Raw genomic sequence first — 13,169 nt, forward strand, 5'->3', positions numbered from 1 at the left:
CGCCCTGATAGATATTCATTTATAATCCTTAACTTCCATTCGGCACTATGCGGTGATTTACCCATAAAAAATCCTCCTAAAGTAGTTTTGGATATTTCCATGGTCTACTTTAGGAGGATCATATCAAACGGCTTGGGGCTGTTTTATTTTCGGTATATCACAGCCTACTTACAATTATACTTAAAATTGCTAAAGGGCTTGACATTACTCCATACTCTTTAGTGAAGTTACCATGTCTACTTGTTTGATGCGTCTATACATTATGACATTTACAAAGAATGCAAAGGCCGCTGTTAGCGCCGCCGAATAAACGAAACTATACCAATTTATTTGTCGGCCAAACATGACCAGATCAATCTCACAGGAGATGGTTACATATCTCTCCATAACAACGCCGAGCAGCAGACCGAAGGCAATGCCGATGATTGTCAGAATAATATTTTCGCGGTAGATATAAGCCGCAAGTTCATTATCGTAAAAGCCAAGTACCTTAATCGCAGCAAGCTCCCGGCGCCTTTCATCTATATTAATGCTTGTAAGAGAGAAAAGTACGACGAAAGCAAGCACAGCTGCGGATATTATAAGAATTATAACCACAGAATGTACTGCTTTTATCATTTTTTGAAAATTGGTTTTGTTTTCAGTAGTAAAGTAGACAGAGGAAACGCCATCCTGTTTAATTATAGTTTGTGAAAGGCTGTCCTCACTGGCCTTTGATTTATCAGAGATTGTAGCCAGAATCTGATTGATTTCAGGCTTTTTGCCGTAAAGCTTGTTATATAAAGCCGGTGATATATATACATAGTGAAATAGATAGTTTTCTGCGATACCGGATATTTTGACTTTCTTTTCAATTCCGTCTGAATTCCTGAGCGTTATCTTATCGCCGGCTTTAAGTTTTAAAAGCGTGGATAGCTTCTCTGTAATTATTACCGAATTATCGTCAAGTTTAAGAGATTTGTGCCCAACACGTTCACGCAGATGAATAAAATTGTCTAAATCGCTTCCGTCTTGCGGAATGACGATATATGCGGACTGTGTTTTGCCAGCGTTTGAGGCGTCAACAGCTTGTTGCAGGACACAAATACTGCCCGTCACATTTTTATCTGTATCCAGAATATTTTGAATTTTGCTTAATTCTTCGCTGGATATGTTTTCTTTGAGGTCAATTTCCATGTCGTAAGTCCTGATTTGGTCATACTGCCATGAAACAATCGCAGTAATTGCATCCTGAAGACCAAACCCGGTAAGAACCAGAGCGGTACATCCTGCAACGCCTATAACCGTCATAAAGAAGCGCTTTTTGTAGCGGAATAAATTGCGCGCGGTGACCTTTTTAATGAAACTGAGCCTTTTCCATAACGGCGTAATTCTTTCTAAGAGTATTTTTCTCCCGGGACGAGGCGCCTTTTGCCGCATAAGAGAAGCGGGAGTCTCGCGGAGTGAATCAATACATACAAGGTATGCGGGAAAAGCGGCGCAGAAAACAGCCGCGCAGGTGGATAAAACGGCATAAGTTATGTTGAAGTCGGCCTGAATCGGAGGTAGAGTATATAGGATACGGTACGCGTCGAAAATGACATTGGGGAAAAGCTGGAATCCGACAGCACAGCCAAGCAAGCTGCCAATAAGTGATGCGGAAATGGCATAGAACAAATATTTTGAGGCGATTGAGCCGTTTGAAAATCCCAAAGCCTTCAGCGTGCCAATATAACCACGGTCGTCTTCGACAAGTCTTGTCATACAGGTAAGGCTGACAAGTGCCGCCACGAGGAAGAAGATGAGGGGGAAGACAAGGCTTATAGCTTCTATTCTGTCGGCATCCTGTTTGAAACTCGAAAATCCCTCATTCATGTTGTGGTCGAGGATATACCATACTGGCTTTTCAAGTTTTAAGAGTTGCGCCTTGCTGTCAGCAATCTTTTTTTGTGCCTCATCAATCTTTTTTTCAGCATCGACTTTTTGCTTTTCGAAATCTGCTTTGCTCTTTTCAAGCTGAGCCTTAGCATTATCGAGCTTTTTCTGCTCTGCGTTGATTTTGTCAATGCTCTCTTGCTTCTTCTTTTCAAGTTCCTGCCTTGATGCAGCAAGCTTTGCCCCGGTTTCATCAAGAGTTTTTTTAGCTGAAGCGAGCTGCTCTCTGCCGCTGTCAATAGTAGCCTTTAGTGCGTTTAGTTCAGCTTCATTTTTCGCTATTGCTGCTGCCAAAGCACTGATTTCTGGGCTTCCGGCCGGATAAATGCTTTTGAGAGCGGCAAGCTTTTCTTTTGCCTCATTGAGCTTTTTTAAGCCTTCGTTGTATTGTATAGACGCCTGTTCAAGCTGTGCAGCCTTATCGGCGTATTCCTTTTTGCCTGCCTCATATTCCGCCTGCGCAGCAGACAACTGCTTTTCGGCTGCGGCTGTCTGCTTTTCAAATTCATTCTTTTTGCTGTTAAGTAATTTCTGTCCGTCAGAAATTTTTTTTGCGGAATCATCAATCTTTTTCTGCCCGTCGGACAGTTGTTGTTTTGAATCAGCAACCTTCTTTTCGGCGTCTGCTATTTTATCTTCTGCTTCTTTTTTGATTTCCCTAAAGCGGATATCTTTGCGTTTTTCCGATATCTTTGAAAGGGCGTCTTTCAGTGGCTTGAGAACCTTATTATCATAATTGTCGGAAAAAATGGGGTAATGCTTTGGGTTGTCTGCGACGACATAGATATCTGTATAAACTGAAAGCGAAAATGCGTCGCTTGGAATAAAGAAATAGGCGTCTGTAGTGCCGTTGCCTATTGTGCTTGTGCCGCGTCCATAGGAAATATAAAGCGGATTTTCCGCAATACCTACGATAGTAAAAGTATCAAATTTGAGAATATCGTTGATATCCTTGCTGCTGCCAGAATTAAATGTTACCTTGTCGCCAATTTTACAGTTGATGAATTTCATGAATTTAGTATCCGCGAGACACTCGTGTTGATTTTGCGGCATTCTGCCTTCTGTTACTTTCGGCCTGTTTATATAAGAATTATTGCTTGCGGATTGATTTAGATTGAGTGATTCGAGTTTGACATTATAATTCTGATTATTATACCGAACAGCTGCATCTGCAGAATATCCCGGCATAACGCCTTTTAATCCGCTGACACTTTTTATGGCGCTTACATCATCATCGTTAAATCCAACAGTTGATATCAGGCGTATATCCATAAAGTTTAGATTTTTAAAATAGTTTTCGGCGGTAGTGCGCATGTCCGGAGCTGTTGCGCGAAGCCCAGAAAAGAATGCGACACCGAGGGCGGTGATGGCTACAATCGAAATATACCTGTTGAGAGTTTTCAGTATTTTGCGCCTGCTGTCTTTTAAAGAGGCTTTAGAAAAGCAGTTTCGCATCACCATTCAATCCTTTCGACAGGTGTCGGGTTCGGATTTACAATAATATCAGAGACTTTGCCGCTTTTTAATTTTATAACGCGGTCTGCCATTGGAGTAATTGCCTGATTGTGCGTGATGACAATAACGGTCATTCCTTTGCTGCGGCAGGTCTTTTGCAAAAGCGATAGTATGAGTTTTCCGGTAGTATAGTCGAGCGCACCTGTCGGTTCGTCACAAAGAAGGAGCTTAGGATTCTTCGCAAGGGCGCGGGCAATAGAAACGCGCTGCTGTTCACCGCCGGAAAGCTGAGACGGGAAGTTGTTCTGTCTGTCTTTAAGCCCAACCTCAGCTAACACTTGGGCAGCGTCAAGCGGATTCTTGCATATCTGATTTGCAAGCTCGACATTTTCAAGAGCCGTAAGAGTATTTATCAAATTGTAAAACTGAAATACGAAACCTATATCATATCGCCGATAGGCCGTCAGCCTTTTTGAGTTATAAGTACTTATTTCTTCATTGTTTACAATAACCCTTCCGCTGTCGCACGTATCCATTCCGCCGAGTATGTTGAGTATGGTAGATTTTCCAGCCCCGCTTGGGCCAACAATTACAGCAAACTCGCCTTTTTCAATTTGGAAGGATACGCCGTCCACTGCTTTGACAGTAACTTCGCCCATTTTGTAGTGTTTTACGACGTTTTCAAGTACTACATAACTCATAATATCTATCACCTTGGCTCGACGAAAATGATGTTTTCTCATTACACATTCGTATATATAAATATTATACCACTTATTACTACGAGCTGCAGTATATTTGTATTTCTGCTGTGAATATTTTCACAAACCTTATTGCTGCAAGAATTTGGTCTAAAAAAGTTGGCGGATAAAATTTAAAGTTATTTACTTTTTCTCATATGGATGGTAGTATAATAAATAAATAGCAAGGGAAAGGGGCGGTGACATTGAAGGTTGCCATAATCGGTTCAAGAGATACATGTGAAAACGCTTACAATATGATTTTAGAGCAAATACCGGTTGGCTGTTCGGAGATCATTTCCGGTGGAGCAAGAGGCGTTGATTTTCTTGCGAAAAAGGCTGCAAAAGAATTGGGCCTTAAATTTACATGTTGTCGTCCCAATTATAAAAAGTACGGTAGAATTGCACCGCTTGTTAGAAACAACGAGATTGTCGACAAAGCGGATTATGTGTTGGCTTTTTGGGATGGTCACTCAAAAGGTACAAGGCACGCAATAATATGCTGCATTAAGCGTCGTAAACCGTTTAGGATATTTTTGCTTAACCAGCGATATTTTGTTTGCAAAAGCAATTAATTTCAGGAGTGTAGTGGATGAGTATTTTTGATGAAATTTCAGAAGGACTACAAAAGGGCAGAGTTAATCTTGTTAAGGAGCTTGTCCAAAAGGCGGTTGATGAAGGTGCTGAGGCTCAGGAAATTTTGGATAAAGGCCTCCTTGCTGGAATGAATATAATCGGCGAAAAGTTTAAAAAGAATGAAATATATGTTCCTGAAGTAATGATCGCCGCTCGGGCAATGAGCGCAGGAACTGAGTTGTTGAAACCGTTGCTTGTATCAGGCGGCAAAAAGACACTCGGAAAGGCATGTATAGGTACCGTTAAGGGTGATATGCACGATATCGGAAAAAATCTTGTTAAAATGATGATGGAAGGCAAGGGTATTGAAGTAATTGACATCGGCACAAATGTGTCGCCGGAAAAATTCTTGGACACAGCAATTAATGAAAATTGCGACTTAGTTTGTTGCTCGGCACTGCTTACAACAACAATGGGCGTTATGGGCGAAGTAGTTAAAGCTTTTGAAAACGCCGGAATACGCGACAAGGTTAAGATTATGATAGGCGGAGCGCCGGTAACACAGCAGTTTTGCGATGAAATAGGTGCCGATTCATATACACCTGATGCTGCGACGGCCGCGGAAGTGGCAGTTGAGTTTTTGAAAAAGTAATCGGATTTCAGTAAAGCAAAAAAATGGGGCTGCCTTAGGGCAGCCCCATTTAATTTTTAAACAAGCCCGGGGATTTCCGTTTCTATATCTACGTCTGCTTCGTAGTTTACGCCGTCAATTCCAAAACCGAACAAACGGTAAAAATCGTCCCAATACCCGCGCACGTCGGCGACCTCTTCAAGATTGCTGTCGTTTACACTGTTCCAGATTCGCGAAACCTCTTTTTGGACGTCATCTCTAAGTTCAAAGTCGTCGAGCCGTATTCTGCCGCTTTCGTCGACAATCGTTTTTGGAACATAGAGTTTCTCTGCAAACATTCTATACATCTGCTCTATGCAGCCTTCGTGGATACCTAATTTTTTCATAACATTGAATAATATCGAAGTATACAGCGGAACAGCCGGAATAGCTGAACTTGCCTGCGTGACGACAGCTTTGTTTACTGATACATAAGCTTTGCCGTTTATAGGCGCGAGCAAATCTGTAATATCCTTTGCGGTTTTCTCAAGGTCCTTTTTAGCCATGCCTATAGTTCCGTCGGCATAGATAGCGTGTGTTATTTCCGGCCCGATATATGAATAAGCAAGTGTTATAGCTCCCTGGGCGAGAACGCCTGCGCCTTTAAGAGCTTCAATCCAAAGACGCCAGTCCTCGCCGCCCATAACCTTTATCGTTCCTTCGATTTCTTCTTCTGTTGCAGGCTCAACTGTTGCGGTTGAAAGTTTGTGAGTATTCATATCTATTGTTTTGCCTGTATATGCTTTACCTATGGGCTTGATTACTGAGGAATAGGTTTTGCCTGAATCTACAGTCCTGCGAGGAGCCGCGAGACTGTATACAACAAGGTCAACGCTGCCCAAATCTCTTTTTATGAGCTCAATTGTCTTATCTTTGGTTTCCTTTGAAAACGCGTCGCCCATTATGCTCTTTGCATAAAGGCCATCATCAAGTGCCTGTTTTTGAAACGCCGCCGTATTATACCATCCGGCAGTAGCTGTCCTTTTTAACTGTGCAGGCCTTTCATAAGCAACGCCGATGGTTGCAGCTCCGCAGCCAAAAGCTGCTGCTATGCGTGTGGCAAGGCCGTATCCTGTCGAAGACCCGATAATCAGCGCTTTTTTTGTGCCATCAATTGCGGGCTTGCTTTTGACGTAGGCGATTTGCTCCGCAACATTTTTTGCGCAGCCTGTCGGATGCGAGGTGGTGCAGATAAAACCTCTTATTTTCGGCTCAACTATCATGCTAATTCTCCTTCTGGAATGATAAAGGTAACTGAACAAAAGTAAATTACAGTTTTCTATTATACAATATTATTAATTTGTGTTCAACTTTGGAAATAAAGAATATTTTTGAAGTAAAGTCACTATAGCAAGTCCTCGTTCATATAATTACAGGAGTAAACAGGATTTGATGACCGAAAGTTAACGACACACTGGCGGAGGAGTATTATGAGGCGTTTGCGCAGTAAAAGACGGAAAAATAGAGCGCTTGTTGTCGCCATTGCAATATTGCTGACGCTTCTTTTGTCATACATCATATTTATGAACAGACTTCTGCCAGTTGTAGAAACAATGGCAGTAAACAGGGCGAGAAATATTTGCACCGATACTATAAACCAGGCGGCGGGGAAGGTAATCAAAGATAATAACATAACTTATGATATGCTGATGGAGCTTGAAAAAGACAGCAGCGGCAATATCACTGCGGTGAAAGCAAATACATTGAAAATAGATGAACTCAAATATAAAATATCAAACGAGGTAATAAAAGAATTGAACGAGGCTGACACATCGAGTCTCAGTATCCCACTTGGAACGGTTATAGGCGGTCAGCTTTTTCATGGATTGGGGCCGAAAATTAGGGTAAACATTGAGCGAATAGGCAGCGCGGAAACAAAGATAATAAATGAGTTTAGTTCTGCTGGAATCAACCAGACGCGGCAGCAGGTTTTGCTTGAAGTAGACGCGTCAATAACGGTGCTTGTATCCACCTCACATATTACGACAAATGTAAAGAGCAATTATACCATTGCGGATACTGTAATTGTCGGAAATGTACCTGATTCATATACAGTGGTTGATGACAGCTCAGGGAAAAGCAATTCAGATAAGATATTCATTTATGGAAATAAAGGCTCAAAATGATGAATTTAATGCTTTGACGGAGTGATATGAATGAATTTTTAGCAGAAAATATATTCCTCTTTTTTAGCAATAGTAGTATAATCATATACAGTATGTGACTAAATAGCCTGAAAACATCCTGAAAACATCTCATATTCTTTTGGCTTTAAGCAGTTAATTAAATCAAATAAAATAGCTTTATTAATTATGCTTTTAGTCAATAATGTAATCGCAAAGAAAATTTGAATTTGGAGTGTTTATATATTGTCTGATCCAGCGAAACGCGCAGAAGAACTGCGCAAACTCCTAAATTATCACAATTATCAATATTATGTTCTGGATAATCCTGAGATTGAGGATTATGAGTATGACAAGTTGCTTCGCGAACTTGAGGAAATTGAAGCAGCCCATCCGGAACTTATAACTCCTGATTCCCCGACCCAGAGGGTCGGCGGAGAGGCTCTTACTATGTTTGAGCCGGTTCATCATGAGGTCGTCATGGAAAGTCTTCAGGATTTGTTTTCCCATGACGAAGTTCGGGAATTCGATAAACGGGTTCGCGAGGCCGAGAAAGATATAACATATGTTGTTGAACCGAAAATCGATGGCCTCTCGGTGTCGCTCGAGTATGAAAACGGGCTGTTTGTCCGGGGGTCAACGCGAGGCGACGGTGTAACGGGCGAAGATGTTACCGCGAATCTCAAAACTATTCGCTCTATACCGCTAAAGCTCAATATGCCAATACCGTTTATTGAAGTAAGGGGCGAGGTTTTTATGCCCCATGAACGTTTTTTTAAGTTGGTTGAACAACAGGAACTCAATGATGAAAAGCCCTTTAAGAATTGCCGAAACGCTGCCGCAGGGTCACTTAGGCAGAAGAACCCCAAGATTACTGCTTCACGTGGCCTTGATATATTCGTTTTCAATATTCAGCGGATAGAGGGCGTCGATGTAGAATTACATTCAAAAGGACATGAGCTTCTAAAAAAGCTCGGTTTCAAGGTTATTCCGGACTATAAAATCTGCACCGATATTGGACAGGTTATCGAAGAAATTGATAAGATTGGTGAGCGGCGCGGAAAACTGCCATATGATATCGATGGCGCAGTTGTGAAGGTTGACTCTTATGCGGTAAGAAGAAAACTCGGCAGCACGGCGAAATTCCCGCGCTGGGCGGCTGCTTTCAAATTCCCGCCGGAAGAGAAAGAAACAAAACTGCTCGATATTGAAATCAATGTGGGCAGAACGGGTGTCCTGACCCCGACAGCGGTGCTTGAACCGGTGACGCTTGCCGGAACAACCGTTTCAAGGGCAACACTCCACAATCAAGATTTTATTGATGGACTTAAAATCGCCATAGGCGATACGGTTATAGTTAGAAAAGCAGGAGAAATAATCCCGGAAATAATCGGAGTCGCGAAAAAAGGGGGCGGCGACATATATAAAATGCCGACAACCTGCCCGTCCTGCGGCTCACCGGTTTTCCGCGAAGAAGATGAGGCAGCGTTAAGGTGCACAAACGCGGAGTGCCCCGCCCAACTTTTGCGCCATCTTATCCACTTTGCTTCAAGAGGAGCAATGGATATCGAAGGCTTAGGCCCTGCGATAATAGAGGCACTTGTTTCAAAAGGGTTGGTCAAGTCTCCTGCCGATCTGTATTATTTGGATATCGAAAGGGTTAAGGAAATAGAGCGCATGGGTGAAAAATCGGCGAAAAACCTTATTTCGTCGATTGAAAAATCAAAGTCGGCGGGACTTGCGCGGCTGCTTTACGCTTTCGGTATAAGAAATGTTGGTCAAAAGGCGGCAAAGCTGATTGCCGGCCGCTTTAAGACGATAGACCGGCTGTTTAACGTAACAGTGGATGAACTGACACAGATTGATGAAATCGGCGAGGTCATAGCGCAAAGCACAGTCGATTTCTTTAAACTCAAGAGCACTGAGCACCTTGTAGAACGGCTCCGTTTTGCAGGGGTTTTAATGGAAGATAATACAGAAGAAGTTGCCGATACCCGGTTTGCCGGTATGACATTCGTTCTTACAGGTACACTGCCCACTTACACAAGGAGCGAGGCTTCAAAAATCATAGAGAGCCTCGGCGGAAAGGTATCAGGCAGCGTTTCTAAAAAAACCACTTATGTTCTGGCAGGTGAGGACGCCGGAAGCAAACTGACAAAGGCCCAGTCACTCGGCGTTCCAATAATCAATGAAGACCAGTTTAAAGAAATGATAAAATAAAACAGATTAGGTGATGGAGGTAAATATAATGCCAGATATTGATATCCGACATATTGCAAAACTTGCAAGGCTGCATCTTGAAGAAAATGAGATACCCAAATTAAAAAAGCAAATGGGTGAAATTGTAGGCATGGTCGAGAACCTGCCGGAGTTTACTGATACAAACCTTCCTTTAAATAAAGAAGACGCTATGAGGTTGCGGCGTGATGAGGTAAGGGATTCAATGAAACGCGAAGAAATATTGAAGAATGCCCCTGCCACAGAGGCCGGCTGCATTGTCGTTCCCAAAATAGTGGAATAAAAAAGCGCATTACTATTTTCAAAAAAATAACGAGGTGCATATGATGGAACTTTTTGAATATACGGCTGCTGAACTGTCGCAAATGCTCAGAGAAAAGAAGTGCAGCGCCGAGGAAATTACAAAATCTGTTTTTTCACGCATAGATTCAACAGAGGATAAAGTAGCCGCATATATTACAACTACCAAAGAAACAGCATTAGAAACGGCCGCAGAAGTCGATAAAAAGCTGGCGGCAGGGGAGAAGCTCGCGCCGCTTGCGGGCATACCGACAGGTATAAAGGATAATATCGTCACAAACGGCGTAAAAACAACCTGCGCGTCGAAAATATTATCAAATTTCGTACCTCCCTATAGCGCTACTGTCATCAAAAGGCTTATAGATAACGATGTTGTTTTCACGGGCAAGCTCAATATGGATGAGTTTGCGATGGGGTCATCCTGCGAAAATTCATACTTCAAGAAAACGCATAACCCGCGTGACCTCGACAGAGTGCCTGGCGGTTCGTCCGGCGGCAGCGCCGCTGCTGTAGCGGCAGGCGAATGTGTTGTCGCTTTGGGTTCAGACACCGGCGGCTCAATAAGGCAGCCTTCCGCATTTTGCGGTGTTGTAGGGTTAAAGCCGACCTACGGTGCAGTTTCCAGATTCGGCTTAGTTGCTTTTGCGTCATCTCTTGACCAAATTGGCCCGATTGGACGCAGTGTTAAAGATACCGCTATGCTGTTCGACGCCATAAAAGGATATGACCATTATGACGCAACGAGCGAGGAGAAGGATATGGAACCTGTTGCGGACAAGCTCACAGGCAATGTCAAGGGCTTGAAGATTGGCATACCGGCTGAGTATTTCGGCAAAGGCGTTGACCCAGAAGTCAAAGAAATTGTGATGAATGCGGCGAAAGAATTTGAAAAACAGGGCGCAGAGCTTGTAAATATAAGCCTGCCGAGCACAGATTATGCGCTTTCTGCTTATTACATCATCGCTTGTGCTGAGGCTTCGAGCAATCTTGCCCGTTTTGACGGTGTAAAATACGGTTATCGGGCTGAAAAGTTCGATAGTCTTATAGATATGTATGAACGTTCAAGAAGCGAAGGCTTTGGCGCAGAGGTCAAACGCCGCATTATGCTTGGTACGTTTGTTCTGAGCTCGGGATACTACGACGCTTATTACAAGCGCGCAAAACTCACTCAGCTCAGAATAACCGATGAATTTAACGAGGCGTTCAAAAAATGCGATATTCTGCTGACGCCGACGTCTCCTGAAACAGCGTTCAAATTAGGTGAAAGAACTGACGACCCATTGAAGATGTATGCCGCTGATATCTGCACTGTACCTATTAATATTGCTGGGCTCCCTGCAGTATCATTCCCATGCGGCAAAGATAAGGCGGGTCTGCCTGTAGGCTGCCAGCTTATCGGCCGAAAATTTGACGAGCAGACGATTCTTGACGCGGCTTATGCCTTTGAAAAAATTTATGGCCCCGCTGAAGTTGCACGGATATAATGGAGGGAACTAAACAATGAAATATGAAACCGTAATTGGTCTTGAAGTACACGCCGAGCTTAATACAAAATCAAAGATATACTGCTCATGCAAAAACGCATTCGGTGCGGAAGTAAACACTGAGTGCTGCCCTATATGCACAGGCATGCCGGGAACTTTGCCGACGCTCAATGAAAAGGTTGTGGAGAAGGCAGTCCGAATGGGACTCGCCCTGCATTGCACCATCAATCGCGTCTGCAAACAGGACCGCAAAAACTATTTCTATCCCGATTTGCCAAAAGCCTATCAGATATCACAATATGATGTGCCTTTGTGCGAGCATGGCTATGTGGATATTCTTGTCGGCGGAGAGATAAAACGCATAGGAATAACGCGCATCCACATAGAAGAAGACGCAGGAAAGCTGCTGCATGGCGACAGCTTCTCAGGCTCTCTTGTCGATTTCAACCGCTGCGGTGTTCCCCTTATTGAGATTGTCTCTGAACCTGACCTCCGTAGCGCCGAGGAAGCGAAAATCTATCTTGAAACCATACGCCAGATATTGCTGAGTCTTGATGTATCAGACTGCAAAATGCAGGAAGGTTCAATACGCTGTGACGTTAATGTTTCCGTTCGCCCTGTCGGCAGCAAGGAATTCGGCACCCGCTGCGAGATGAAAAACGTAAACTCCTTTAATGGAACTGCAAGAGCTATAGAATATGAGGCAAAACGGCAGATTGCGATTCTTGAAAGCGGCGGCACCGTTGAGCAGGAAACAAGGCGTTGGGACGACGCAAGAGGCGAAAGCATACTTATGCGTACTAAAGAAGACGCACAGGACTACAGATATTTCCCCGAACCGGACCTCGGCACAATCGTTCTCAGCGAAGAATATGTCGAAGGTATCAGGGCTTCTTTGCCGGAACTGCCTAATCACAGGCAATTCAGATATATGAAAGATTATTCTCTGCCTGAGTTTGACGCCGGCCTGCTGTCACAAAGCCTGGATAAGGCCGAGTTCTTTGAAGAGTGTTTAAAAGCCGGCAATGTTAAACCGAAAACAATTGCCCACTGGATTACAGGCGATATAACAAGGATTCTTAACGAAAAGGGAATTAAGCTAAAAGATTCGAAGATTTCACCTAAAATGCTTGTGACAATGCTGTCGCTCATCGACAAGGGCACTATTTCAAATACAGCCGGAAAAACTGTCCTTGAAGAAATGTTTGCCACAGGCAAAGACCCCGAGGAGATTGTAAAAGAAAAAGGCCTTGCGCAGGTCAGCGATGCCGCGGCTCTTGAAGCACTTGTTAAGGAAGTTCTTGCGCAGAACGAGAAATCCGTTGCTGACTATAAAAAAGGTAAGACAAACGCTCTGGGTTACCTTGTCGGTCAGTGCATGAGAGCGTCAAAGGGCAAGGGCAATCCGCAAATATTGAGAGATCTGTTGCAAAAAGAACTCAACAAATAATAACGAAAAAATAAGTTAAGGCACACAAAAAGGCCACCCTTGAAAGGGTGGCCTTTAATATCAGGTTATTGATTATCCCTTAGAGTAAACTTTAGATAAAGTATAATATTTTTCGCAAATTCATAGAAGTCCAATAAAAATGACATGGACGTAACCGTTTGGTAGAATTAAGTTAGCACACAAAATACCAACCAAAGGAGGTTACGTACCATGTCAGAT

Annotated in this window: 10 protein-coding genes; 7 read left to right on the forward strand and 3 right to left on the reverse strand. The window is 43.2% G+C overall.

The window, feature by feature from the left end; genetic code table 11:
* Positions 1 to 204: 204 nt before the first annotated feature.
* On the reverse strand, positions 205 to 3,375 hold the full coding sequence (locus V6C21_RS03380; RefSeq protein WP_479268329.1) for an ABC transporter permease: 3,171 nt from the start codon (positions 3,373 to 3,375) through the stop codon (positions 205 to 207).
* Positions 3,369 to 4,070: an ABC transporter ATP-binding protein gene (locus V6C21_RS03385; RefSeq protein ID WP_479268330.1), complete on the reverse strand. Its 702-nt coding sequence runs from the start codon at positions 4,068 to 4,070 to the stop codon at positions 3,369 to 3,371. Before V6C21_RS03385 ends, V6C21_RS03380 begins: the two co-directional genes overlap by 7 nt.
* 245 nt (positions 4,071 to 4,315) lie before the next feature.
* Here V6C21_RS03385 and V6C21_RS03390 point away from each other — a divergent pair, with 245 nt between their 5' ends.
* A complete protein-coding gene (locus tag V6C21_RS03390; protein ID WP_051492547.1) occupies positions 4,316 to 4,684 on the forward strand; it encodes a DNA-processing protein DprA in 369 nt (122 codons plus the stop codon).
* Between the two features lie 17 nt (positions 4,685 to 4,701).
* Positions 4,702 to 5,337: a corrinoid protein gene (locus V6C21_RS03395; protein WP_479268331.1), complete on the forward strand. Its 636-nt coding sequence runs from the start codon at positions 4,702 to 4,704 to the stop codon at positions 5,335 to 5,337.
* A 56-nt stretch (positions 5,338 to 5,393) separates the two neighbouring features.
* Here the strand turns inward: V6C21_RS03395 and fabV are convergent, their stop codons facing one another.
* Positions 5,394 to 6,578, reverse strand: coding sequence for an enoyl-ACP reductase FabV (fabV, locus tag V6C21_RS03400; RefSeq protein ID WP_479268332.1), 1,185 nt, complete (start codon positions 6,576 to 6,578; stop codon positions 5,394 to 5,396).
* A 207-nt stretch (positions 6,579 to 6,785) separates the two neighbouring features.
* Here fabV and yunB point away from each other — a divergent pair, with 207 nt between their 5' ends.
* From yunB to gatB, 5 genes are all read left to right on the forward strand, one after another.
* Positions 6,786 to 7,481 carry a sporulation protein YunB gene (yunB, locus tag V6C21_RS03405; protein ID WP_034842067.1) on the forward strand — a complete coding sequence of 232 codons (696 nt, stop codon included), beginning with the start codon at positions 6,786 to 6,788 and terminating at the stop codon, positions 7,479 to 7,481.
* A gap of 243 nt (positions 7,482 to 7,724) precedes the next feature.
* On the forward strand, positions 7,725 to 9,698 hold the full coding sequence (gene ligA, locus V6C21_RS03410) for an NAD-dependent DNA ligase LigA (RefSeq protein WP_045085526.1): 1,974 nt from the start codon (positions 7,725 to 7,727) through the stop codon (positions 9,696 to 9,698).
* Positions 9,699 to 9,726: 28 nt separating this feature from the next.
* The gene (gene gatC, locus V6C21_RS03415; protein WP_051492546.1) at positions 9,727 to 9,999 is read left to right on the forward strand and encodes an Asp-tRNA(Asn)/Glu-tRNA(Gln) amidotransferase subunit GatC; all 273 of its coding nucleotides are present in this window, start codon (positions 9,727 to 9,729) and stop codon (positions 9,997 to 9,999) included.
* A 43-nt stretch (positions 10,000 to 10,042) separates the two neighbouring features.
* On the forward strand, positions 10,043 to 11,500 hold the full coding sequence (gene gatA, locus V6C21_RS03420; protein WP_479268333.1) for an Asp-tRNA(Asn)/Glu-tRNA(Gln) amidotransferase subunit GatA: 1,458 nt from the start codon (positions 10,043 to 10,045) through the stop codon (positions 11,498 to 11,500).
* 16 nt (positions 11,501 to 11,516) lie between these two features.
* Positions 11,517 to 12,950: an Asp-tRNA(Asn)/Glu-tRNA(Gln) amidotransferase subunit GatB gene (gene gatB, locus V6C21_RS03425; RefSeq protein ID WP_034842058.1), complete on the forward strand. Its 1,434-nt coding sequence runs from the start codon at positions 11,517 to 11,519 to the stop codon at positions 12,948 to 12,950.
* The last annotated feature ends 219 nt before the right edge of the window (positions 12,951 to 13,169 follow it).

This window comes from [Clostridium] cellulosi (assembly GCF_036762875.1).
Classification (GTDB): Bacteria; Bacillota; Clostridia; order Oscillospirales; family Ethanoligenentaceae; genus Ruminiclostridium_D; species Ruminiclostridium_D cellulosi.

Excerpts from the sequence above, each read along its gene's own strand:
- V6C21_RS03380 (WP_479268329.1), bottom strand. The coding sequence starts at position 3,375 with ATGGTGATGCGAAACTGCTTTTCTAAAGCCTCTTTAAAAGACAGCAGG.
- V6C21_RS03385 (WP_479268330.1), bottom strand. The coding sequence starts at position 4,070 with ATGAGTTATGTAGTACTTGAAAACGTCGTAAAACACTACAAAATGGGC.
- V6C21_RS03395 (WP_479268331.1), top strand. The coding sequence starts at position 4,702 with ATGAGTATTTTTGATGAAATTTCAGAAGGACTACAAAAGGGCAGAGTT.
- fabV (WP_479268332.1), bottom strand. The coding sequence starts at position 6,578 with ATGATAGTTGAGCCGAAAATAAGAGGTTTTATCTGCACCACCTCGCAT.
- yunB (WP_034842067.1), top strand. The coding sequence starts at position 6,786 with ATGAGGCGTTTGCGCAGTAAAAGACGGAAAAATAGAGCGCTTGTTGTC.
- gatC (WP_051492546.1), top strand. The coding sequence starts at position 9,727 with ATGCCAGATATTGATATCCGACATATTGCAAAACTTGCAAGGCTGCAT.
- gatA (WP_479268333.1), top strand. The coding sequence starts at position 10,043 with ATGGAACTTTTTGAATATACGGCTGCTGAACTGTCGCAAATGCTCAGA.
- gatB (WP_034842058.1), top strand. The coding sequence starts at position 11,517 with ATGAAATATGAAACCGTAATTGGTCTTGAAGTACACGCCGAGCTTAAT.